Origin of the sequence: Pseudomonas lactucae (genome assembly GCF_036688725.1) — a bacterium.
Lineage (GTDB): Bacteria > Pseudomonadota > Gammaproteobacteria > Pseudomonadales > Pseudomonadaceae > Aquipseudomonas > Aquipseudomonas lactucae.
In genome coordinates, this window is the sequence record NZ_JAQQPT010000019.1 from 22655 (window position 1) to 44959 (window position 22305).

Here is a 22305-nt window from a genome sequence, read left to right on the forward strand (position 1 = left end):
CTCAGTTCTCCTCGATATCGGTCGGCAATGGGCGCGGCAGGTCATCGCCGCTGGAGCCATCGAGCCAGTCGACCTTGGCCATCTTGCGCACCACGACGAATTCATCGCGGTTGCAACCGACCGTGCCGTAATAGTTGAAGCCGTAGGCCTGCTGGGCGTAGCCACCGATCATGTGGGTGGGCTTGAGCACCACGCGGGTCACCGAGTTATGGTGGCCGCCACGGGTCTTGGTGGTTTCCGAACCTGGCACATTCACGATGCGTTCCTGGGCGTGGTACATCATCACCATGCCTTCCTTGACGCGCTGGCTGACCACCGCACGGGCGGTGAGCGCGCCGTTGACGTTGAAGCATTCGATCCAGTCGTTGTCCTCGATGCCGGCGCGCTTGGCGTCGATTTCCGAGAGCCACACAATCGGCCCGCCACGGCTCAGGGTGAGCATCAACAGGTTGTCGCTGTAGGTGCTGTGGATGCCCCACTTCTGGTGCGGGGTGATCCAGTTCAGCACGATCTCGGTCTCGCCATTGCTGCGCTTGCCCTTCACGCCTTCGATGGTGCGGGTGTTGACCGGTGGCCGATAGCTCATCAACTGCTCGCCGAACGCCTGCATCCACGGGTGGTCCTGGTAGAACTGCTGGCGACCGGTAATGGTGCGCCATGGGATGTTTTCATGGACGTTGGTGTAGCCTGCGTTGTAGCTCACGTGTTCATCCTCAAGACCCGACCAGGTGGGGCTGGAGATGATTTTGCGCGGCTGCGCCTGGATGTCGCGGAAGCGAATCGCTTCATGGGCCTTGGAGATCGCCAGGTGGCTGTGGTCAATGCCGGTGAATTCCGACAGCGCGGCCCAGGCTTTCAAGGCGACCTTGCCGTTGGTTTCCGGGGCCAGGGACAGGATCACTTCGGCGGCGTCGATGGCGCTGTCGATTTTCGGCCGGCCGTGGCTGATGCCCGCAGCGTTTTCCTGATGGTTGAGCTCGCCGAGGAACTCGACTTCTTCATCGGTGTTCCAGTTGATGCCCTTGCCGCCGTTGCCGAGTTTTTCCAGCATCGGGCCCAGCGAGGTGAATTTCTTGTAGATGTTCGGGTAGTCGCGCTCCACCACTGCCATGTTCGGCGCGTTCTTGCCCGGCACCGGCGCCACACCGGCGCTTTTCCAGTCGGTGCCGCCGAACGGCTGGGCCAGTTCGCCGACGCTGTCGTGCATCAGCGGCACGGTGACCAGGTCTTGCTCCACGCCCAGGTGGCCAACCGACATGGCCGAGAAGGCCTTGGCGATGCCCTTGTAGATTTCCCAGTCCGAACGCGACTCCCACGCCGGGTCGATGGCCGCCGACAACGGGTGGATGAACGGGTGCATGTCCGAGGTGTTCATGTCGTCTTTTTCGTACCAGGTGGCGGTCGGCAAAACGATATCGGAATACACACAGGTGGAGGACATGCGGAAGTCCAGGGTGGTCACCAGGTCGAGCTTGCCGATGGCGCCGTCGTCGACCCACTCGGCCTCGGTGGGCTTGCTTTCGCCGCCAAAGCCGATGTCTTCGTTCATCACCCCGTTCCTGGTGCCCAACAGGTACTTGAGCATGTACTCATGGCCCTTGCCCGAGGAGCCGAGCAGGTTGGAGCGCCAGATAAACATGTTGCGCGGGAAGTTAACCGGGCTGTCCGGCTGCTCGCAGGCAAAGCGCAAGGTGCCGTCCTGCCAGGATTTGACCACGTAGTCTTTGGGCGTCATGCCGGCGGCGGCCGCGTCACGGCAGATGTGCAGCGGGTTGGTGTTGAGCTGCGGTGCACTCGGCAACCAGCCGGCGCGTTCGGCGCGGATGTTGTAGTCCAGCGCGTGGGTGGGGAACTGCGACTTGTCCGCCAGGGGCGAGAGCACGTCGTGCATGTTCATCTTCTCGTGGCGCCACTGGGAGCTGTGGCCGTAGAAGAAGCTGGTGCCGTTCATCTGGCGTGGCGGGCGGTTCCAGTCCAGGCCGAAGGCCAGCGGCAGCCAGCCGCATTGCGGGCGCAGTTTTTCCTGGCCGACGTAGTGGGCCCAGCCGCCGCCGGTCTGGCCGACACAACCGCAGAGCATGAGCATGTTGATCAGCCCGCGGTAGTTCATGTCCATGTGGTACCAGTGGTTCATCGCCGCGCCGACGATGATCATCGAACGGCCACGGGTCTTGTCAGCGTTGTCGGCGAACTCGCGGGCGATCTGGATGGCTTTCTCGCGGCTCACGCCGGTGATCGCTTCCTGCCACGCCGGGGTGCCGGGCACGCTGGCATCGTCGTAGTCCTTGGCCACGTTGTGGCCGCCCAGGCCACGGTCGATGGCCAGGTTGGCGGCGGACAAGTCGAACACCGTGGCGACCTTGGCCACCGAGCCGTCGGCCAGGGTCACGTTGTGCACCGGCACGCGACGGTACTGCACCGCCTCGCCGGCCACGTGCTGGAAGTGTTCCTGGACTTCGCCGGCAAAATACGGGAAGGCCACTTCGGCGACGTCGTCACCGATCAGGCTGAGTTTGAGGTCGATAGCGCGGCCTTCACCGCCCTCCTTGGCGAGGATGTTCCACTTGCCCTTCTCGCCCCAGCGGTAGCCGATGGAGCCTTGTGGCGAGACCAACTCGCCGCTCTCATCGAGGGCGATGGTTTTCCATTCCGGGTTGTTGTCCTGGCCGAGGTTGCCGGTGAGGTCCGAGGCGCGCAGGAAGCGGTCGGGCTGGAAACCGGCGCCCGGTGCAAAACCGGTCATTGGCTTGAGCATCACCAGCACCGGCAGGTCGGTAAAGCGCTTGGCGTAATCGGTGAAATACGCGCTCGGTTTATCCAGGTGAAATTCCTTGAAGATCACATGGTTGAAGGCCTGGGCCAACGCGGCGTCGGTGCCCTGCTTGGGGTTGAGCCACAGGTCGGTGAGCTTGGCCACTTCCGAGTAGTCAGGGGTGATGGCCACGGTCTTGGTGCCCTTGTAGCGCACCTCGGTGAAGAAGTGTGCGTCGGGGGTGCGGGTCTGCGGGACGTTGGAACCCCAGGCGATGATGTAATTGGAGTTGTACCAGTCGGCCGATTCCGGCACGTCGGTCTGCTCGCCCCACACCATCGGCGAGGCCGGTGGCAGGTCGCAGTACCAGTCGTAGAAACTCAGGCACACGCCGCCGATCAGCGACAGGTAACGCGAACCCGCCGCATAGCTGACCATCGACATGGCCGGGATCGGCGAGAAGCCGACGATGCGGTCCGGGCCGTATTGCTTGATGGTGTAGACGTTGGAGGCGGCGATGATCTCGTTGACCTCCTCCCAGTTGGAGCGAATGAAACCGCCCATGCCACGCTTGCTCTTGTAGGCGTCGGCCTTGACCTTATCCTCGACGATGCTCGCCCACGCCTCGACCGGCGAAAGGGTCTGGCGCGCTTCACGCCACAACTTGAGCAGCGGCTTGCGGATCTTCGGGTACTTGAGCCGGTTGGCGCTGTAGATGTACCAGCTGTAGCTCGCGCCACGCGGGCAGCCGCGCGGCTCGTGGTTGGGCAGGTCATTGCGGGTGCGCGGGTAGTCGGTCTGCTGGGTTTCCCAGGTGATCAGGCCGTTCTTCACGTAGATCTTCCACGAGCACGAGCCGGTGCAGTTCACACCGTGGGTGGAGCGCACGATCTTGTCGTACTGCCAGCGCGAACGGTAGACGTTTTCCCAATCGCGGGACTCTTTGCGGGTCTCGCCGTGACCGTCGGAGAATTCGTTTTGCTTGCGGTTGAAGAACCGCAGTTGATCCAACAAGTGACTCATGGTGCTTTCCTCATCAGGCGTGCGGGGTGCGTTGCCCCGCGAATTCGTGGTCGATCAGCAGGGTGTGGCGCAGCCTTTGCGGGCGTACCACCACCAGGTCACGACGATGCAGCTCAGGTAGAAACCGACAAACATGTAGAAGGCCATGGCAGGGCTGCCGGTGGCGGCCATGGACGTGCCGAAGGACTTGGGAATGAAGAACGCGCCGAACGCGCCCATGGCCGAGCTGAAGCCCAGCACGGCGGCGGATTCCTTGCCGGCGTCTTTGAGGGCTTGTTCGCGCACCGCCGCCGGTTTGCCGGCGCTGGCTTTTTCATGCTGGGTACGGAAGATCACCGGGATCATGCGGAAGGTAGAGCCATTGCCCACGCCGGTGGTGATGAACAGCAGCATGAACATGCCGAGGAAGCCGTAGAAGCTGCCGCCCTGCCCGTTCTGCGGCAGAAAGTGCAGCACGCCGAAGACCATCGCGATAATCAGCACGAAGTTCCACAAGGTCACCCGCGCACCGCCGAGCTTGTCCGCCAGCCAGCCGCCCAACGGGCGTACCAGCGCACCGACCAGCGGGCCGAGGAAGGCGAATTTGAGTGCAACCACGTCGGGAAACGAGGTCTTGATCAGCAGCGGAAAGGCCGCCGAGAAGCCGATGAACGAACCGAAGGTTGCCAGGTACAACCAGCACATCAGCCAGTTGTGCTTGCGCTTGAAGATCACCGCCTGCTCGCTGAACGATGCACGCGCGCTGGACAGGTCATTCATGCCGAACCAGGCCGCCACGGTGACGGCGAGAATGAACGGCACCCAGATAAACCCGGCGTTCTGCAACCAGAGTTGACTGCCATCCGGCAAGGTCTGCGGTTGCCCACCCATCAGGCCGAACACGCCGAACGTGATCACCAGCGGCACGCAGAACTGCATCACCGACACGCCCAGGTTACCCAGGCCGGCATTCAGGCCCAGCGCGGTGCCTTGCTGCGACTTGGGGTAGAAGAAGCTGATATTGGACATGCTCGAGGCGAAGTTGCCGCCGCCGAAACCGCAGAGCAAGGCGATCAGCACGAAAACGCTGTACAGGGTGTTGGGGTCTTGCACCGCGAAGCCCATCCACAGCGACGGCAGCAGCAAGGACGCGGTGCTCAGCGCCGTCCAGCGGCGCCCGCCGAAGATCGGCACCATGAACGAGTAGAACACCCGCAAGGTGGCGCCGGACAATCCCGGCAGCGCGGCCAGCCAGAACAGTTGGTCGGTGGTGAAGGTAAAGCCGATGGCGTTGAGGCGCACGATCACCGTGCTCCAGACCATCCATACGGCGAAGGCCAGCAGCAGCGCGGGAATCGAGATCCACAGGTTGCGGGTCGCGGTCTTTTTGCCGCTGGCGCCCCAGAACGCCGGGTCTTCAGGGCGCCAGTCGTGGATCACCGGGCCCGAGGTGGGCTTTTGTGCGATGGACATGATTATTCTCCTTGAAGAGAGGGCTTGCCGAGCAACGGCTGTTTGCGAACTTCGCTGAGGTACATCCAGGTCAGGGACACCCAGACCACGCCGTACATCAACATGAAGCAGGAGGAGCGCACGCCGGTGAGGTCCACCAGGGCGCCGAACAGGATCGGCAGCACAAAGCCGCCCAGACCACCGGCCAGGCCGACGATGCCGGACACCGCGCCCATGTTCTGTGGGTAGTCATTGGCGATGTACTTGAACACCGAGGCCTTGCCGAACGCGAAGGCGATGCCCATCACAAACAGCAGCACGGTGAACAGCGTGGCGTTGAGGCCGATGTGAAAGTCGAGGGGACCGTTGACGGTCTGCACCTGCAATTGCGTCTGCGGGTAGCTGAGCAGGAACAGGCAGATCCAGCTCACCCACAGCACCCACCAGGTCACGCTCTGGGCGCCCCAGCGGTCGGACATCCAACCGCCCACCGCGCGCAGTACGCCGCCAGGCAGGGAAAAACACGCGGCCAGCAGCGCGGCGCTTTGCAGGCTGAAACCGTATTCCTGCACGTAGTACTTGGTCATCCACAGCGCCAGGGCCACATAGCCGCCGAACACAATCGAGTAGTACTGGCAGTAGCGCCACACGGCCGGGTCCTTGAGGCACAGCAACTGCTGGCGCAGGGTGGCACCGCCGGCGCTGCGGTGGGTTTTGTCTTCGCTGGTGAGAAACCAGAACAACAACGCGGTGATAAACAGGATCGCGCCAAACACCTTGGGCACCAGGTGCCAGGTGCCCAGGGCGATCAGCGCCGGGGCGAGAAACTTGGTCACCGCGGCCCCGGCATTGCCGGCGCCGAACACGCCCATGGCAAAGCCCTGGTTCTCTTTGTCGAACCACTTGGCGACATAGGCGATGCCCACCGAAAACGAGCCGCCGGCCAGGCCGACAAACAACCCCAGCACCAGGAACTGCCAATAGGCGGTGGCGTAGGTGATCAGGTACAACGGCAGCACGCAGGCAAGCATCAACAGGAAGAACACGATGCGCCCGCCGAAGCGGTCGGTGAGCAGCCCCAGGGGCAGACGCACCAGTGAGCCAGTCAGCACCGGGGTGGCGGCCAGCAGGCCGAACTGGGTTTCGTTGAGTTGCAGCAGCTCTTTGATCGGCACGCCCAGCACGGCGAACATCATCCAGACCATAAAGCAGACGGTGAACGCCAAGGTGCTCATGCCCAGCACCAGGCCTTGTCTCACACGGGGTTGAGTCACGGTATGCGCTCCAGAAAGTGATTCCATGAGCGCAGGTTAGGGGCGGCACCCCCGTGGAACTTGACCCAGATCAACGTCGACCCTGGGGGTATGGGGCTATGCTGGCCCCGTCTACCTCCAAGGAGGTAGACGCAACAACAAGAGAAAGCCTTTATTTATCAATGGATTGATCTCTTGTGCCGGCTTTTATCCGTGGGAGGGTGCGCCGGCAATTCTTTAGAGGTAGGACGCCAGGGAAGGCTGTGTTCAGCCCCTTTTCCCGTGCCTGGTGCAACCATGCTGCTTTGCTGCCTCCTTCGATTACGCCGCCATGTTTGACTGGCTGCGCAGTTCCCTGCCCGCCCGCGCCGGCCTGGCGGTTATCCTGATCGCTGTCCTCGCCCTGGCCAGTTCCTTGAGCGCAGGTTTGATCGCCTGGTTCAGCCAGGGTGATGCCGCCGCGATCAACACCGCCGGTTCCGTGCGCATGGAGACCTACCACCTCAGCTGGAAGCTCGCCGCCGGTGCACCGGCTGACGAAATTGACGCCATCACCCAAAGCCTGCAAGGCCGCCTGGACAGCCAATCCCTCAAGGCGGTGCTCGAAGACGGACCGCGCGGCGCACTGTTGCAGAGTTACCAACAAATCCAGCAACGCTGGCACGACGAGTTGCGCCCGGCCCTGGCACGCGGTGACAGCCTGTTGTTCCAAGCCAACGCACCGGCCTTCGTCGAACAACTCAACCGTTTCGTCAGCCTGTTGCAGCAACACAGCGAACAGAAACAGAGCTGGCAGCAAGGCATTCAGGGCCTGGCGCTGTTCAGCACCCTGATCATCCTGCTGCTGGGCCTGTATGAATTGCAGTACGGGGTGGTCAGCCCCCTGGAAGAACTGGTGCACGCCACCCGGCGCTTTCGTGACGGCGACTTCCAGACCCGCGTCAACCATCGTTCCGAGGACGAACTGGGGCAACTGGCCCTGAGTTTCAATGCCATGGCCGAGACCATCGAGGCTTCCCACCGCACCCTGGAAAGCCAGGTGCAACTCAAGACCCTCAACCTGCAACAAGCCAACGCCGCCCTCGAATTGCTCTACCAGAGCAGCCGCAGCCTGGCCACGCGCCTGGCCAACGCCGAAGGCCTCGATGAACTGATCCGGCGCTTCCAGACACGCCTGCCGGGGCTGCGCCTGTCGCTGTGCCTGCAAGGTCACTTCCTCGCGCCGGCCCAGCAGATGCTTGCCCTGCACGGCGGCGACAGCCGCAACGTGTGCGCCATCGGCGATTGCGCCAGTTGCCAGAAACACAAAGTCGCGCCACCCCAGGTGTTCAGCATCAGTAACCAGGGCTCGGAACTGGGCGAACTCAAGGCCCACTTCATCGACGGTCATGCGCCTCAGGCCTGGGAGCAACAACTGATCCAGGCCCTGGCCAACCTGATCGGCACCTCGCTGTCGCTCAAGCGCCAACGCGAGCAGGACCACCGCCTGCTGCTGCTCGACGAACGCACCATCATCGCCCGCGAACTGCACGACTCCCTGGCCCAGGCGCTGTCCTACATGAAACTGCAAGTGAGCCGCATGCAAACCCTGATCCGCCGTGGCGAACCGGTGGAAACCCTGGCCACCGTCACCGGCGAACTGCGCGATGGCCTGAACAACGCCTATCGCCAACTGCGCGAATTGCTCACCACCTTCCGCCTGCAGATCAACGACGCCGGGCTCGTGCGGGAACTGTCGGACACCGCCGAAGAATTCTCCCGACGCGGCGAGTTCCAGGTGCACCTGCATGTGGATGCCCTGGCCTTCCAACTGTCGGCCAGCGAACAGATCCACCTGTTGCAGATCACCCGCGAGGCCTTGTCCAACTGCCTGCGCCACGCCCATGCCCAGAACGCCTGGCTGCAACTGCGCCAGGTCGGCGAAACCGTGAGCCTGAGCATCGAAGACGACGGTCGCGGCTTCAGCGGCGACATTGACCGGCGCGAACACCACGGCCTGACCATCATGGACGAACGCGCCCGCAGCCTGCGCGGCAACCTCGACATCAGCCCCCGCGAGCCCCAGGGCACCCGCGTGCACCTGCGTTTCCAGCCGGAATTTCTCGGCCACTCCCTACAAGGCACCGCCTCATGAACACCGCCACGCGCCACCGTATCCTGCTGGTCGACGATCACCCGATGATGCGCCGCGGCATGCGCCAGATCCTCGAACTGGAAGACGACCTGCAGGTGGTCGGCGAAGCCGGTAACGGCCAGGAAGCCCTCGACCAGATCGATGCCGTGCAACCGGACCTGATCCTGCTGGACAACAACATGCCGCACATGAACGGCCTGGAAACCCTGCGCCGCCTGCGCGCCATGCACTACGGCGGCAAGGTATTGCTGTTTACCGTGTCCGACGCCGAGGACGACATCCGCGACGCGTTGCGCCTGGATGCCAATGGCTACCTGCTCAAGGATATGGAGCCGGAGTTGGTGGTGGAATTCATCCGTGATGCGCTACGGGGCGCGCTGGTGATCAGCCCTGGGCTGACCCGTGTGCTGGCGCAGGCCTTGCGTTCACCGCAGCCTCATGCGGCGGTGGAATTGACTGAACGCGAGCGTCAGGTGTTGAAGACGATTGCCGGGGGGTACAGCAACAAGGTGATCGGGCATAAGCTGGGGATTACGGAGGGCACGGTGAAGGTGCATGTGAAGAATCTGCTGCATAAGCTGGGGTTGCGATCGCGGGTGGAAGCGGCGGTTTGGGCGATGGAGCATTTGCGGCAGGTGGGGTGACGGGGGTATCAAAAATGTGGGAGCGGGCCTGCTCCCGATGGCAGTGGGTCAGCAACAGATACATTCACTGACACTCCCTCATCGGAGAAGTCGAATCGTCGCACCGCCCCTCCCACACTGGAACTGCGTTTGTAGACCAATCCCCCCAAGAGGTACTCCCACGGAGGCATATCCCCAGGCATCGGCCACGCCCTACCATGCCGGCAACGGAGGCCCCATGCTAACCCACCCGCACATCGTCCTGACCCTACGCCGTCACCCATTGTTCAGCCAACTCCCGGAAAAAACCTTCCAGGATGTCTGCACCCTGGCCAACCTCAAGCGCCTGCCCGGTCACACCCCGCTGATGCATCAGGGCGACGCCGCCGAGCGGTTTTTCCTGTTGGTCAGCGGCCAGATCAAACTGCACCGCGTGACGGGTGAGGGCCAGGAACACCTGGTGGAAATCATCCAACCCGGCCAGACGTTCGCCGAGGCGCTGCTGTTCACCCAGGCCAAGGCCTACCCGGTGAGCGCCACCGCGCTCAAGGACAGTGTGCTGGTGAGCGTCGCCGGCGAACACTATCGCCGTGCTCTGGAAGATCAACCGAAAATCTGCCTGGCAATCCTGGCCGGCATGAGTATCCACCTGCACCAACGGCTGCAGGACATCGACACCCTGACTCTGGCCAACGCCAGCCGGCGGGTGATCAATTTTCTGTTCCAGGAGCGCGATAGCCGCAGTGGCGACGTATTGCTGCAAGTGCCCAAGCGCCTGGTGGCGTCGAAGCTGGGGATCCAGCCGGAGACGTTTTCGCGGATCCTGCACCGGCTGGTGGAAGGCGGCTTGATCGAGGTGCAACGGCGCACGATTCGCATCGTGCGCGAAGACGCGCTGAGGGCGTATCAGGCCTGAGTGGCCAGCCCACGCCCTGCCCGCTCCAGGTTTCGCCACAGCCACCCCGGCAATACGTCGGGGTCCAGGCTGTCGATCAGGTTTTTCAGCCCCAGCCCCAACTCGGTATCCCCCTCGATCACCAACCGCCGCCGAAAGAACAAGGTGTCCGGGTCTTCCTGCCGACTGGCCAGCAACAGAAACTCGCGCCAGTTGCCGCTGATGCTCACCTGGGCGTCGGCCTGTTGAGCAATACGCAAGCCGTCGCGCGCCAACGTCAGGTACCAGCACAATCCCAGGTCGGGAATGCGCAGACACATCCAGCGCCCGCGCAGCAGGTCGAAACCGCCGTCGCGCAGCGGTTCGGCCAGGCAGCGGTTGAGGGCCTGTTGCAAGGCCAGGCGCTGCACACGAAAGGGAACGCGGCGCACCAGCGGTAACAGGCGATCGGCACTCTTGAGCAACCACTGTTTGCGACTCAACACAGGCCTGCCTCCTCGACCCGCAACATGCCGGCCTGGCCGTGCCAGTAGCCGTTGCAGCCGTCGACGAACAGCGGCGGCATGGCGCCCTGGCGCACCTGATCGAACGCGCGCACCACCTCGACCATACCTTCGGCCCGTGGGCTCAGGCGCAACAGGTCGGCGCCACCGTTGACCAGCGCGGGATAGTCCGCGAGCAGGTTGGTGACCTCGGCCGACATCGTCTGGATCCCGTTCAGGGTGAACAACGCTTGCCCTTCCTGGCTGGTCAGGGCCATGCCGTCGGGGTAGTTGAGGCAGCAGAACTGGCAGTCGTCCTTGGGCCGGTTTTCGGCGCGGGCGGTAAAGCAGCGCGCCGAGTACGCCAGAGGCAAGTGACCGTAGGCGAAGATTTCCACCTCGGGCAATGCGCGGCCGAGTTCACGCACCTGTTGCAGCACATCGACGATCAACGCCTGGGAGCATTCCACCGGCGGCACCCAGCGCTGCATGCCCGCATCGAGCAACTGCACCAGGGCGTGGCCGTTATACAGGTTGAGCGCCGGGCCGCCGACAAAGGGCAACTTGCGCTCGATCAGCATCTGCACCGCGCCCATGTCGTTGGCCTCCACCAGCAGTTCACCGTTGTCGCACAGGCGGCGCAGGCTCGACAGTTCGGAGGCGGCTTCGATCAGCGTGAGGCTCGACAACACGATCTGCGCCTGGCTGCCGGCCTGCAATTCACGTCCCAGGCCCAACCATTGATCCAGCGACAACGCACGGCGTTTGGCGCACACGGTTTCGCCCAGGTAAATCACATCCAGGGGCAAGTCGGCCATGTCGGCATAGAAGCGCCCCAGGTGTTGCTTGTCCCAATAAAACAGCACCGGTCCCAGGCTGAGTTTCATCTGTGTCTCCTCACTGCCATGCACGATGGTAGGCGCCAAGCGTGGTCTGGCTGCCTTCGGATAACCCGGCCAGCACCTGGCGCCATTGGTCCTTGACCACAAAGCTGGCCGGCGCGCTGCGGTGGGCGTCCAGCGCGGCGCGCCAGACTCGGGTGACTTGTTCCACATAGGCCGGGCTGCGTTGCCGGCCTTCGATTTTCACCGCCGCCACGCCGATGGCGCTGAGTTCCGGCAGCAGGTCCAGGGTGTCGAGGCTGGTGGGTTCTTCCAGCGCATGGAAGCGCTTGCCGCCCACCAGGAAGCGGCCTTTGCATAAGGTCGGGTAGCCGGCGGGTTCATCGGGGGTGTAGCGGTCGATCAGCACCTCACTGAGGCGTGCGCTCAGGCCGTCGGCGTCGTCGCTCCAGCGCACCGCCTTGGCCGGCGAGCACACGCCGCACAGGTTGGGCGACTCGCCGGTGATGTAGGAAGACAAATGGCAACGCCCCTCGGCCATGATGCACAGGCTGCCAAAGCCGAACACTTCGATCGGCACCGGGCTGCTCGCCGCCACTTGTTTGACCTGGGCCAGGGACAGCACACGCGGCAACACCGCACGGCGAATGGCATAGCGCTCGGCGTAGAATTTGAGCGCCGCCGCGTGAGTGGCCGAGCCCTGCACCGACAGGTGCAACGCCATCTGCGGATGCCGGCGACTGGCGTAGTCGAGTACGCCGGGGTCGGCGGCGATCAGGGCATCCACGCCGTGGTCCGCCGCGCGGTCGACGGCGCGTTGCCAGCGTGCCCAGATCTTCGGTTGCGGGTAGGTGTTGACCGCCACGTACAGCTTGCGCTGGTGCTGGCGAATAAACGCGACGGCACCGTCGAACTGTTTGTCGTCCATGTTCAGCCCGGCAAAATGCCGGGCATTGGTGTCATCGCGAAACCCCACGTACACCGCATCGGCACCTTGGCGCACGGCGGCTTTGAGGGCGGGCAGGTTACCTGCCGGGCAGACCAGTTGCATGAGTGCTCCTTATTCAAAATCGGCAAACGACAAAAACGCCACCGGCGCGCCCTTGGGCACCTGCTGCTCACGCTCGATGATCACCAGGCCATCGGCCCAACAGGCGGCCATGAGCATTGCCGAGCTTTGCTGGGGATGCAGGATGGCGCGCAGTTGCCCGTCCACGCCGGGCCTTAGGCGGGCGCGCAGGTATTGGCGGCGCTTGTTGGGCTTGAGCCACTCGAAACCGGCCACCACGTTGATCGGCACCGGCAGCACCCGCTCGGCACCTTGGGCACGCAGCAAGAACGCACGCACCACCACCAGCGCCGTGACCAGGGCGGCAGTCGGGTTGCCGGGCAGGCCAATCCAGGGTTTGCCCGCCACGTTGCCAAAGGCCAGGGGCTTGCCGGGCTGGATCGCCAGGCGCCACACATCCACTTTGCCCAGTGCCTGGATCGCCTGTTTGAGGTGGTCCTCCTCGCCCACCGACACACCGCCAGTGGTCAGCAGCACGTCGCACTCGGAAGACGCCAGTGCCAGCGCGTCGCGGCTGGCCGCCAGGGCGTCGGCCATCACGCCGTAGTCGTGCACTTGCACGCCCCAGCCACGCAGCAACGCGGCGACCAGATGGCGGTTGCTGTTGTAGATCTGTCCCGGCGCCAGCGGTTCGCCAGGCTCGCGCAGCTCATCGCCGCTACTGAGCAGGCACACCCGCAGTGGCCGGTAGACCTTGACCCGCGGGATGCCCGCCGCTGCCAACAGGCCGATTTCCTGAGCGCGCAGGCGTTTGCCGGCGCTCAACACGCGCTGACCGCGCTGCAGCTCTTCACCGCGCTTGCGCACGTGTTCGCCCAGGCGCAACGGCGGGCACCAGATACGCTGGCCGTACACGCGGCAGCGCTCCTGGGGCACCACACTGTCGGCGCCGGACGGCAGGGGCGCACCGGTAAAAATCCGCACGCATTGCCCAGCCTGCAACGGCACGTCGCTGCTGTGCCCGGCGGCGATCCGCCCCGCCAATACCAGGTAGCCGCCCTGCTCCGGCACATCGAAGGCGCGCAGGGCGTAGCCGTCCATGGCGCTGTTGTCCCAGCCCGGCAGATCGAGGGGCGAGAACACCTCTTCGGCGGTCACCCGGCCAAGGGCCTCGCCCAGGGCAACCACCTCGGTGGACGGTGGCGGTGGCGCCTGGGCCAGCAGTTGTTCGATGGCCACGTCCACCGGCAGCAGCTCGCCGCTGTCACACACGCTCATGACCGTGCCTCGCAGGCGCCGAGCACGTGATCAGGCTGCGGCTTGAGGTGCGGCACGAAATTGCACGGGCCGGTGCGACTGTCCAACTGGCTGAGCAGTATCTGGTCCCACGCGGTGCGACAGGCGCCGGGCGAACCGGGCATGCAACACACCAGCACGCCGTTGCTGACGCCGGCCAGCGCCCGCGATTGCAGGGTCGATATTCCGATTTCGGCCAGGGACACCTGACGGAACAGCTCGCCAAAGCCGTCCACCTGTTTGTCCAGCAACGGCAGTACGGCCTGGGGGGTGTTGTCGCGGGCGGTGAAGCCGGTGCCACCGGTCATCAGCACCACCTGGACCTCGGGGTCGGCGATCCACAGGGAAACCTGCGCGCGGATCTGGTAGATATCGTCAATCACCAGGCCCCGGTCCACCAGCACATGCCCGGCGCCCTGCAAACGGTCCACCAGGGTCTGGCCGGAGGTATCCGTGTCGAGGCTGCGGGTGTCGCTGATGGTGAGTACGGCGATGTTCAGTGGCACGAAATGCCGTTGTTTCAAATGGGCCATGGTGCAGGCTCCAAACGTAAGGAAAGTGATGGTCAGCCTGCGCCGCAATGGGCGCAGGGCCTATTCCTCGGAGGAGGTATGCCGTTAGGGGGCCAGCCGCGTGCGCTGCCATTGACCGTCGTGCAGGCGATAGTCGAGACGGTCATGCAGACGGTCGGGGCGGCCCTGCCAGAATTCGATGCGCCGCGGTTGCAGGCAGTAGCCGCCCCAGTGTTCGGGCCGTGGCGGTTGGCGGCCGGCGAAGCGCTCGGTGACCTCGCGCAAGCGGCTTTCCAGCTCGCTGCGATGGCCCAGGGGCTGGCTTTGCGGCGAGGCCCAGGCGCCCAACTGGCTGGCAGCGGGACGGGCATCGAAATAGTCGTCCGACAGTTGGGCCTGCGCGCGCACCACGGGGCCTTCGATGCGCACCTGACGCTCCAGTCCCGGCCAGAAAAACGTCATGGCCGCATGGGGGTTGCTCGCCAGCTCCTCGCCCTTGGCGCTTTGATAATGGCCAAAGAAGAAAAAACCGTCGGCGCTGAAGCCCTTGAGCAACAGGATGCGGCAATGGGCGTGCCCGTCACGGTCGACCGTGGCCAGGGCCATGCTGTTGGCCTCGGCCGGCGGCACTTCGGTCTTGCGCGCCTGGTCCAGCCACTGGCCGAACAGCACCACGGGATCGTCTTGCGTCAGATCGTCCCTCAAGCCATAGAGGGTGTAGTTGCGGCGCAATTGCGCAAGAGACAGGGGCATGGCGAGGTCCTCCAGAAAGTTCGCCACAGTCTGGGAACTACCGCCGCGTTATCCCTTGATCGCGATCAATATTCGTCCGCGGCATGACGCCGCACGGGGCCTACCACAGCGACTTGGCCAGGATCACGATCAGCACCATGTGCGCCAGGATGCTGCGCCGGATCCACACCGCCCGCCTGGGGCTCAGGCGTTTGTGGGTCAGCCAGTACGCCAGCAGCAGGTAGTGGCCGATGATGCTCAGGGCCAGGCTGATTTTCAGGCTCAGCAGCAGCGCGAAACGCCCGGTCCACGGCATGCCCCAATAATGCCAGGCAAGGCCGATGCCCGCGCCGTACAGCAGCACCACTACGCCATGCAGCACTTGGCGTGAGCGCCGGGCAATCGCGTGCTCGGCGGTGAACTGCGCCGACCACGCCAATTCGTGCCGGGCGCTGTGCCAGATCACCACTTCAAAAAACAACGTGCCGATAAAGGCGATGGCCGCCAGCAGGTGCACGATCAATAACCACGAATACAACATCGGTCTCTCCTAGCCAGGGTGCCCATCGACGCGCGACTGCATCAACATCGGCCCGTAGCGCCACAGGTACAGCCCGAGGCCGACGGACCAGCACAGCCCGGCCAGCCACAACGCCGCCACCGGCCACACCGGCACCAGCAACACTCGGCACACACAGGCCAGATTCAGCAGCGCAAAGGCCAGGGTCATCCCGCCCGGCGGCTGCAAGGGGCGGCCGGTATGGCCCAGGCTGACCCGCGCGATCATCGCCAGGATCAAGCCGCCCATCGCACCCACGGTGAGCGCATGCACCGCCAGGCTCGGGTTGAGCGGCGCACCGAAGTGCCACAGCGCCATGCCCAGGCAGGCCAGCGCCAGCCAGGCATACGCCAGGTGCAACGACCACAGCAGCGGCACGCGCCACAGGCCGCGGTCATGCCAGCGCACCAGGCGCAGCAAATGGCCGATACCAAGGGCCGCAAACAACGCGCCGAGCCACAGGCTGGGGGACGCGGCCCACCCGCCCGCATAGGCCAGCGCCACCAGGATCGAACCGCCGAGCAATATACGGTCCAGCCACGGCCAGGGCTTGACCGCCTCGACCCGGCCCAACCCACGCTGGGTGAAAAACGGAATCACACGACCGCCGATCAGGCCCATCATCGCCGCCACCAGCCACAAACCGGTGAGCACCGCCTGGCGCTGCCAGCCGTCGTCCTGGCGCAACAGCCCGTACAGGGCAATGCCATCCGCCACGGCCAACAGCAGCAACACCAGCACAATCGGATAGTTGCGCTGTTGTCGCACCTGCCACAGCGTCCACCCCATCACCCCGGCCACGGCCAGTGGGAAGCTCAGTTCCAGCAGCGCCAGCACCGGCCAGGGCAGGTTCAACAGCCAGCCCAGCCGCGCCGCCAGCCACAGCACGGCCAGCCCCGCCAACGGCGCCCCGCTGAGGCCGGGCCGACCGGTCCAGGTCTGCACGGCCGTGAGCAGGAACCCGGCGATCATCGCCACGCCAAAGCCGAACAACAGCTCATGCCGATGCCAGGCCAGCCAGCCGCCGGCCGGTTGCCAACTGCCGGTGGCGCCTCCCAGGGCCAGCAGCCAGAGGGGCACGGCCAGCGCCGCCAACAGGCATGCACCGAAAAAAAATGGCCGGAAGGCCAGGCGAAACAACGGGGTAATCGCCATGGCCTTGCGTCGATCAAGCACTTGCATAACACGGTCTCCCTTCAGGACTGCGACGATTTTGCGCCGATGCGCGCGCACTCCCCTTGTCTTGGATCAAGTCACACAGCGGCGCGAGCATTTACGCTGGCGCCTGCACGTTTACCGTCACCTGGAGCCCGTATGAAAAACGCCTGTGTCCCCCTCGCCTGGTTTGTGATTGTCGGTGCCATGCTGGCCGCCGCCAGCGGCCTGTCGCTGGTGCTGGTGTGAACGCCCCGCTGGTATTCAAGGAGCCCGGCATGGTCTTGCATCGTGTGCATCACCAGATCCTGCGCAGCCACCACCTGTTCGAGCCGCTGAACGAGGAGGAACTCGACACGTTGATGGGCAACAGCCAATTGCTGAGCATCGACAAGGGCGAACCGCTGTTCCGCCAGGGTGAACCGGCCGATGCGTTTTACTTCGTGATCGCCGGCGCCGTGAAGATCTACCGGCTGACCCCCGACGGCCAGGAGAAGGTGTTCGAGGTGATCGGCGAACGCCAGACCTTCGCCGAAGCCATGATGCTGATGGACACCCCCAACTATGTGGCCTGTGCCGAAGCGGTGTGCCCCACTCAGCTGTACCGGTTGTCCAACGCCGCCTACACGCGCCTGCTTCACAGCAACAGCCGCCTGACTTTCGCCCTGCTCGGCAAGCTGTGTGTGCGCCTGCACCAGCGGGTCAACGAGATCGAAACGCTGTCGCTGAAAAACGCCACCCACCGTGTGGTGCGCTACCTGCTGACGCAGTTGATGCACTTGAGCGGCGCCAACGCGACGTTCGATCTGCCCATGGCCAAGCAGTTGATTGCCGGGCATTTGTCGATCCAGCCGGAAACCTTCTCACGGATTATCCGGCGCCTGATCGACGAAAAGATCATCACCCAGGACGGGCGCCAGATCGTCATCCTCGATCGGCCGCGCCTGGAGCAATTCGAGTGAAAACCTGCCTGTACTGCCAGCGCCGCAATGCCGACGCACGCGACGATTGCGCGGGCTGCGCGACGCCCCTGCCCACTGCGAACGCGCCTTTGCAAGCGCGGCGGTTGCGGCGGTTCCAGTGGTTCTGCCTGGGCCTGGCGCTGTTTTGCATCGTGATGTTCTTCTGGCTGCCGCGCAGTTTTTACTGACGCTCGGTCAACTGCCGGTACAACTGCGGCAAGCGCAGCGGCAACTGCTCCGGCTGGCGAATCAGGGTGTAGCCATGGGCGCCGAACAGGTAGGGCAAGTAGTCCGAAGCCTGTTTGTCGATGGTGATGCAGAACGGCACCAGGCCCTGGCGCCACGCCTCCGCCACCGCCTGGCGGGTGTCTTCGACCCCGTAGCGGCCCTCATACAGGTCCAGGTCATTGGGTTTGCCATCGGTCAACAGCAGCAACAGTTTGTGCCGCTGCTTGCGCTTGCCCAGCAGTTGGGTGGCCTGGCGGATCGCGGCGCCCATACGCGTGTAGTACCCCGGTTTGAGCGCCTGGATGCAGCCGCGCGTGCGGTCGTCATAGGGTTGCTCGAAGGTTTTGAGTTGTTGCAGGCGTACATGATGACGGCGCAGGGACGAGAAACCATACAGCGCAAACGCATCCCCCAGCCCGGCCAGGCTTTCGCCGAACAGCAACAGGCTGTCGCGGATCACGTCGATGACCTTTTGCGTGTCGTTAAGATGGGCGTCGGTGGACATCGACAAGTCCGCCAGCAGCAGGCACGCCAGGTCGCGCCGGGCGTGGCGTTGCTCCTGGTACAAGCCGCGTTCGGTGCAGGCGCCGTGTTGGCGTTGCACGCAAAAATCCACCCAGGCCTGCAGGTCCAGTTCCGTGCCTTGGGGTTGTTGGCGCAGCCATTGGCGGTCGGTGCGCAGTTGCTGGAATTGACGGCGCAGACGCTGCGCCGGGCCGCGTAATCGGGCCGGTAAGGGTTGCGGAGCATCGGCACGTGGCTGCATCAATTGCAGATTGACGAAACCGGGTTGCAGGCATTGTTGACGATAATCCCACTCGGGCAACTTGATGCCTTCACCCAGGGGAATGTCATCGACATCAGCGGGCGGCAGGTCCAGATGCAGTTTCAGACCACCGCTCTTGCGCACGCGCTGGCGCGACAGGCTCAACTGGTCGAGGTCATCGGCGACACGGGCGGCGTCCGGGTCCTGGCTGTCGTCGGTCCAGCGATCAAGGTCGACGTGCTCGGTCCAACTGAACAGGTTTTCCAGGCGCACCACCAGCAGGCCGCCGTCGCGGCTGTGGTCATCGAGGCGCGTGGCGCGTTTGGGCGCGCCGGTGTGTTGGCCTGGCAGGGTCGACAGGTCCTCGCCTTCGTCATCGAGGTCGCCGGCCTGGGGCGTGTCCAGTTGCAACGGGGGGTACAGCCACAGGGGCAATGGCCAGGCGGCCCGCTCGCTGCGTGGCAGCCGGCGCACACTGCCGGGTTCGCGCAGGGCCTTGCGCAAGGCCTTTTCCATGGCCGCGTCGTCGGGGCGCAAGGTGGCGGGGTCGGGACGCAGCGCAATGTGTGCGTCCACCAGGCGCCGGTAGCTGGGCAGCAGTGCCGGGTAACGCTGCAACAGCAGCCAGGTCCAGCGCTGATTGTCGCGCGCCCAATGGGTCATCGGCCCCGACTGCGCCGCCAGCAGCGCCAGCAGCGCCAGCCAGCGGTAGAGTTCGCGGTTGAGCGCGGCCTGGGGAAACACCGCCAGGCTGGCCGGCAGGCGCAAACGGCTGCCGTCACAGCAAGCCAGCGGCGCCTGCCTGCAGGTGCCGGCGATGCGCATCAGCACGTTGCGGCGCAGCAGCAGATCGCGCTCGGCGGCGGCTTCCAGGGCAATGCCGCCGGCACCGCCAAGGGCGCGAAACAGCAGCGCCAGGCTGCGCTGCTGGTCGGCCAGGTGAACCTGCGCCTCGGGGAAATCCACACTGGCGCGGCGCGTGATAAAGCGATGCCAGGCACTGCCGACCCACTCTTCCAATTCGAGGGTAAAGGCCATGGGATGGGCTCCAATTGCTGGTTATTTGACAGGTACACCGCTCCTCCCACATTTGGCTCGCGGCACCTTCAGTAAACGATCGGCACCGGTGCTCCGGCCACCCGGGCGCGCTGGCGGAAACTGAACAGGTAGCAAAGCAAGCCGAACATAAACAACACGCCGGCGGCCAATCGCGCCCAGAACAGCCCCTGCAAATGTTCCACGGTCGCCATGAAGGGCAAGGCCACCCCGTCCACTTGCCAGCGTTGCAGCCACACCTGCACGGCACCGGCGGCGGTGAGGAACAGCGTGATCATTACCATCGACAGCACCATGATCCAGAAGCCCCGGATCTCCAGGGCCTGCGAGCGCGGGTCCGGCGCTTCACCGATACCGCGCAGGCGTGGCATGGCGTAGCTGATCAGCGTCATCACGATCATTGCGTAGGCGCCAAAGAACGCCAGGTGCCCGTGGGCTGCGGTGAGTTGGGTGCCGTGGGTGTAGAAGTTGACCGGTGCCAGGGTGTGCAGGAAACCCCATACGCCCGCGCCGAAGAACGCCGTGACCGTGGTGCCCTTGGCCCACAATGTGGCCGCGCGGTTGGGGTGCTGGCGCCGACGACGTTTGACCATGGTGAAGGCGAACATCACCATCGCCAGGAACGGCAACGGTTCCAGGGCCGAGAAGATCGAGCCGACCCACAGCCACACCTGCGGTGCACCAATCCAGAAGAAGTGATGGCCAGTGCCGATGATGCCGGTGATCAAGGCCATGGCGATGATCACGTAGAGCCATTTTTCCACCACTTCACGGTCGACGCCGGTGACCTTGATCAGCACGAACGCCAGCATCGACCCCATGATCAGTTCCCACACGCCTTCCACCCACAGGTGCACCACCCACCACCAATAGAACTTGTCCCGCGCCAGGTTGCCGGGGTTGTAGAAGGAGAACAGGAAGAATACCGCCAGGCCGATCAGCCCGGTCATCATCACCATGCTCACGGTGGTCTTGCGGCCCTTGAGCAGGGTCATGCCGATGTTGTACAAAAAGCCCAGGCACACCACCACGATGCCCATCTTGGTGATGGTCGGTTGCTCGAGGAATTCACGCCCCATGGTCGGCAGCAGTTCGTTGTGGGTCAGCTTGGCCAGCGCCGCATAGGGCACCAACAGGTAGCCAAGGATGGTCAACACCCCCGCCACCGCAAACACCCAGAACAACAGGATCGCCAGTTTCGGGCTGTGCAGTTCGCGATCGGCTTCTTCGGGTACCAGGTAATAGGCGGCGCCCATGAAGCCAAACAGCAGCCACACAATCAGCAGGTTGGTATGGACCATCCGCGCCACGTTGAATGGAATCAGCGGGAACAAAAAGTCACCCACCACGTATTGCAGGCCCATGATCAGGCCGAACAGCACCTGGCCGACAAACAGCATCAAGGCAAACACAAAATAGGGTTTGGCCACGGCCTGGGATTGGAATTTCAAGTATGGATTGGCACTGCGCATGGCTCAGCCCTCCTTATTCGGTGGCCAGTTATTGGTGTCGATCTTCGAGCTCCATTTGAGGAACTCGGCCATATCGTCCACCTCCTGGTCGCTGAGGTTGAATTGCGGCATGGCCCGTCGTCCCGGCACACCGAGGGGTTGCATCTTCATCCAGGCATGCAGGAACGGCTTGAAGCCTTCTTCACCGCCTCGGCGCTTGAACACATTGCCCAACTCCGGCGCAAAGTACGCGCCCTCGCCCAGCAAGGTGTGGCAGCCGATGCAGTTATTGCGCTCCCATACGCCCTTGCCGCGCACCACCGCTTCGGTGAGCTGGTCGACGTTGCTGCGGGCGGGAAAGGTTTGTTCGGTGTGATAGGTCAGGGCCAGGAAAATCAGGAAGAAGAACACGCTTCCCCCGAAGTAGATATTCCTGGCCATGCCTTTGGTGAAGGTCTCTGACATGCTCGCGTCCTCATGGCTTGGCGGCGGTCATGATAGGAAGGAGCGGGGCAAAAACCGCTTGATGGCGATCAAGAAATGTTGATGGTTTTGGTGGGGGTATCGCCTGTTAACGAGAACGCTAATTGCGCAAAAGAAAATGGGGTGACAACAAATCAACAAATTGAAGCGCTGGCAAAATAGAAACAGTAATGCCATATTGATATCACCCCTCCCCAAAAAAACTAAAAATCCACTGCCTAGGACGTATGGAAAATGAAGAACTATAAGTACTCGGAGTTGCTATCACGGATGGACGAAGCGATCGAGCATGAATTTTATCTTGAGGCCAGTTGGATTACTTACGCCATCCTAGAAGATCGGCTGTTGTCCATCCTTAAAGAATCAGGAGGTGGCCATGACAAAATAAAAATGCTCGGACCCAAACTCGGGGAAGTAAATAAAAGAATGCTGAATACGCTTAATATGCGTAAGGCATTTTATGGGGAACTTCTCCCAGACTTGGACAGATGGAAAGATAAAAGAAACATGCTTATGCACACCATGGCCAGCGAAGCCAAAACCGCAGCCGAATTAGATGACGACTCGAAACAACTTGCCATGGAGGGTCGCCGTATTGCTCGCGAGCTCTGTGCTGCCTGCAGGCGCTATAAAAAATTCAACTCAAAAAGCTCATCCTGAT

General features: G+C 63.5%; 20 protein-coding genes. 6 read left to right on the forward strand and 14 right to left on the reverse strand.

Annotated features, from left to right (window positions below):
* Position 1 precedes the first annotated feature (1 nt).
* The 3 genes from V6M90_RS21205 to V6M90_RS21215 are packed head-to-tail and all read right to left on the reverse strand — an operon-like array spanning position 2 to position 6480.
* Positions 2–3775, reverse strand: coding sequence for a nitrate reductase subunit alpha (locus V6M90_RS21205; protein WP_003174553.1), 3774 nt, complete (start codon positions 3773–3775; stop codon positions 2–4).
* A 54-nt stretch (positions 3776–3829) separates the two neighbouring features.
* Positions 3830–5227: a NarK family nitrate/nitrite MFS transporter gene (locus tag V6M90_RS21210; RefSeq protein WP_332847098.1), complete on the reverse strand. Its 1398-nt coding sequence runs from the start codon at positions 5225–5227 to the stop codon at positions 3830–3832.
* A 2-nt stretch (positions 5228–5229) separates the two neighbouring features.
* The gene (locus V6M90_RS21215; RefSeq protein WP_042944882.1) at positions 5230–6480 is read right to left on the reverse strand and encodes an MFS transporter; all 1251 of its coding nucleotides are present in this window, start codon (positions 6478–6480) and stop codon (positions 5230–5232) included.
* 310 nt (positions 6481–6790) lie between these two features.
* On the opposite strand from V6M90_RS21215, the gene V6M90_RS21220 reads away from it, so the two are divergent.
* The 3 genes from V6M90_RS21220 (at position 6791) to V6M90_RS21230 (ending at position 10132) form a co-directional block, all read left to right on the forward strand.
* Positions 6791–8593, forward strand: coding sequence for a HAMP domain-containing protein (locus V6M90_RS21220; protein ID WP_141065064.1), 1803 nt, complete (start codon positions 6791–6793; stop codon positions 8591–8593).
* The gene (gene narL / locus V6M90_RS21225; RefSeq protein WP_003174557.1) at positions 8590–9237 is read left to right on the forward strand and encodes a two-component system response regulator NarL; all 648 of its coding nucleotides are present in this window, start codon (positions 8590–8592) and stop codon (positions 9235–9237) included. The genes V6M90_RS21220 and narL overlap by 4 nt, the downstream gene beginning before the upstream one ends.
* A gap of 217 nt (positions 9238–9454) precedes the next feature.
* The gene (locus V6M90_RS21230; protein ID WP_003174558.1) at positions 9455–10132 is read left to right on the forward strand and encodes a Crp/Fnr family transcriptional regulator; all 678 of its coding nucleotides are present in this window, start codon (positions 9455–9457) and stop codon (positions 10130–10132) included.
* Here the strand turns inward: V6M90_RS21230 and ubiT are convergent.
* The 8 genes from ubiT to V6M90_RS21270 all read right to left on the reverse strand — a co-directional run bounded on the left by ubiT (position 10123) and on the right by V6M90_RS21270 (position 16725).
* Positions 10123–10596, reverse strand: coding sequence for a ubiquinone anaerobic biosynthesis accessory factor UbiT (ubiT, locus tag V6M90_RS21235; protein WP_003174559.1), 474 nt, complete (start codon positions 10594–10596; stop codon positions 10123–10125). The two genes, V6M90_RS21230 and ubiT, sit on opposite strands and share 10 nt — an antisense overlap.
* On the reverse strand, positions 10590–11480 hold the full coding sequence (locus V6M90_RS21240) for a U32 family peptidase (RefSeq protein WP_332847099.1): 891 nt from the start codon (positions 11478–11480) through the stop codon (positions 10590–10592). The genes ubiT and V6M90_RS21240 overlap by 7 nt, the downstream gene beginning before the upstream one ends.
* A gap of 10 nt (positions 11481–11490) precedes the next feature.
* Positions 11491–12486 (reverse strand): ubiquinone anaerobic biosynthesis protein UbiU, encoded by a 996-nt coding sequence (gene ubiU / locus V6M90_RS21245; RefSeq protein ID WP_078825022.1) that lies wholly within the window; start codon positions 12484–12486, stop codon positions 11491–11493.
* A gap of 9 nt (positions 12487–12495) precedes the next feature.
* The gene (locus V6M90_RS21250; RefSeq protein ID WP_003174562.1) at positions 12496–13722 is read right to left on the reverse strand and encodes a molybdopterin molybdotransferase MoeA; all 1227 of its coding nucleotides are present in this window, start codon (positions 13720–13722) and stop codon (positions 12496–12498) included.
* On the reverse strand, positions 13719–14273 hold the full coding sequence (moaB, locus tag V6M90_RS21255; RefSeq protein ID WP_141064724.1) for a molybdenum cofactor biosynthesis protein B: 555 nt from the start codon (positions 14271–14273) through the stop codon (positions 13719–13721). Before moaB ends, V6M90_RS21250 begins: the two co-directional genes overlap by 4 nt.
* Positions 14274–14357: 84 nt before the next feature.
* Positions 14358–15005, reverse strand: a complete 648-nt coding sequence (gene pdxH, locus V6M90_RS21260) for a pyridoxamine 5'-phosphate oxidase (protein ID WP_141064725.1) — start codon at positions 15003–15005, stop codon at positions 14358–14360.
* 100 nt (positions 15006–15105) lie between these two features.
* On the reverse strand, positions 15106–15525 hold the full coding sequence (locus V6M90_RS21265; protein ID WP_078733547.1) for a hypothetical protein: 420 nt from the start codon (positions 15523–15525) through the stop codon (positions 15106–15108).
* A 9-nt stretch (positions 15526–15534) separates the two neighbouring features.
* Positions 15535–16725, reverse strand: a complete 1191-nt coding sequence (locus V6M90_RS21270) for an NnrS family protein (RefSeq protein WP_332847100.1) — start codon at positions 16723–16725, stop codon at positions 15535–15537.
* A 251-nt stretch (positions 16726–16976) separates the two neighbouring features.
* Here V6M90_RS21270 and V6M90_RS21275 point away from each other — a divergent pair, with 251 nt between their 5' ends.
* Positions 16977–17660, forward strand: a complete 684-nt coding sequence (locus V6M90_RS21275) for a Crp/Fnr family transcriptional regulator (protein ID WP_042944884.1) — start codon at positions 16977–16979, stop codon at positions 17658–17660.
* Positions 17657–17848 (forward strand): protein DnrP, encoded by a 192-nt coding sequence (locus V6M90_RS21280; RefSeq protein WP_141064727.1) that lies wholly within the window; start codon positions 17657–17659, stop codon positions 17846–17848. The genes V6M90_RS21275 and V6M90_RS21280 overlap by 4 nt, the downstream gene beginning before the upstream one ends.
* On the opposite strand, the gene V6M90_RS21285 is transcribed toward V6M90_RS21280, so the two are convergent.
* The 3 genes from V6M90_RS21285 to V6M90_RS21295 all read right to left on the reverse strand — a co-directional run bounded on the left by V6M90_RS21285 (position 17842) and on the right by V6M90_RS21295 (position 21626).
* On the reverse strand, positions 17842–19692 hold the full coding sequence (locus tag V6M90_RS21285; protein WP_332847101.1) for a nitric oxide reductase activation protein NorD: 1851 nt from the start codon (positions 19690–19692) through the stop codon (positions 17842–17844). The two genes, V6M90_RS21280 and V6M90_RS21285, sit on opposite strands and share 7 nt — an antisense overlap.
* A 68-nt stretch (positions 19693–19760) precedes the next feature.
* The gene (locus V6M90_RS21290) at positions 19761–21182 is read right to left on the reverse strand and encodes a cbb3-type cytochrome c oxidase subunit I (RefSeq protein WP_003174571.1); all 1422 of its coding nucleotides are present in this window, start codon (positions 21180–21182) and stop codon (positions 19761–19763) included.
* 3 nt (positions 21183–21185) lie between these two features.
* Complete coding sequence (locus tag V6M90_RS21295) at positions 21186–21626, reverse strand: c-type cytochrome (RefSeq protein WP_003174572.1); 441 nt, start codon at positions 21624–21626, stop codon at positions 21186–21188.
* 252 nt (positions 21627–21878) lie between these two features.
* On the opposite strand from V6M90_RS21295, the gene V6M90_RS21300 reads away from it, so the two are divergent.
* Positions 21879–22304 carry a hypothetical protein gene (locus V6M90_RS21300; protein WP_042944887.1) on the forward strand — a complete coding sequence of 142 codons (426 nt, stop codon included), beginning with the start codon at positions 21879–21881 and terminating at the stop codon, positions 22302–22304.
* Position 22305 lies beyond the last annotated feature (1 nt).

Excerpts from the sequence above, each read along its gene's own strand:
- V6M90_RS21205 (WP_003174553.1), bottom strand. The coding sequence starts at position 3,775 with ATGAGTCACTTGTTGGATCAACTGCGGTTCTTCAACCGCAAGCAAAAC.
- V6M90_RS21210 (WP_332847098.1), bottom strand. The coding sequence starts at position 5,227 with ATGTCCATCGCACAAAAGCCCACCTCGGGCCCGGTGATCCACGACTGG.
- V6M90_RS21220 (WP_141065064.1), top strand. The coding sequence starts at position 6,791 with ATGTTTGACTGGCTGCGCAGTTCCCTGCCCGCCCGCGCCGGCCTGGCG.
- narL (WP_003174557.1), top strand. The coding sequence starts at position 8,590 with ATGAACACCGCCACGCGCCACCGTATCCTGCTGGTCGACGATCACCCG.
- V6M90_RS21230 (WP_003174558.1), top strand. The coding sequence starts at position 9,455 with ATGCTAACCCACCCGCACATCGTCCTGACCCTACGCCGTCACCCATTG.
- V6M90_RS21240 (WP_332847099.1), bottom strand. The coding sequence starts at position 11,480 with ATGAAACTCAGCCTGGGACCGGTGCTGTTTTATTGGGACAAGCAACAC.
- ubiU (WP_078825022.1), bottom strand. The coding sequence starts at position 12,486 with ATGCAACTGGTCTGCCCGGCAGGTAACCTGCCCGCCCTCAAAGCCGCC.
- V6M90_RS21250 (WP_003174562.1), bottom strand. The coding sequence starts at position 13,722 with ATGAGCGTGTGTGACAGCGGCGAGCTGCTGCCGGTGGACGTGGCCATC.
- moaB (WP_141064724.1), bottom strand. The coding sequence starts at position 14,273 with ATGGCCCATTTGAAACAACGGCATTTCGTGCCACTGAACATCGCCGTA.
- pdxH (WP_141064725.1), bottom strand. The coding sequence starts at position 15,005 with ATGCCCCTGTCTCTTGCGCAATTGCGCCGCAACTACACCCTCTATGGC.
- V6M90_RS21265 (WP_078733547.1), bottom strand. The coding sequence starts at position 15,525 with ATGTTGTATTCGTGGTTATTGATCGTGCACCTGCTGGCGGCCATCGCC.
- V6M90_RS21270 (WP_332847100.1), bottom strand. The coding sequence starts at position 16,725 with ATGCAAGTGCTTGATCGACGCAAGGCCATGGCGATTACCCCGTTGTTT.
- V6M90_RS21275 (WP_042944884.1), top strand. The coding sequence starts at position 16,977 with ATGGTCTTGCATCGTGTGCATCACCAGATCCTGCGCAGCCACCACCTG.
- V6M90_RS21285 (WP_332847101.1), bottom strand. The coding sequence starts at position 19,692 with ATGGCCTTTACCCTCGAATTGGAAGAGTGGGTCGGCAGTGCCTGGCAT.
- V6M90_RS21290 (WP_003174571.1), bottom strand. The coding sequence starts at position 21,182 with ATGCGCAGTGCCAATCCATACTTGAAATTCCAATCCCAGGCCGTGGCC.
- V6M90_RS21295 (WP_003174572.1), bottom strand. The coding sequence starts at position 21,626 with ATGTCAGAGACCTTCACCAAAGGCATGGCCAGGAATATCTACTTCGGG.
- V6M90_RS21300 (WP_042944887.1), top strand. The coding sequence starts at position 21,879 with ATGAAGAACTATAAGTACTCGGAGTTGCTATCACGGATGGACGAAGCG.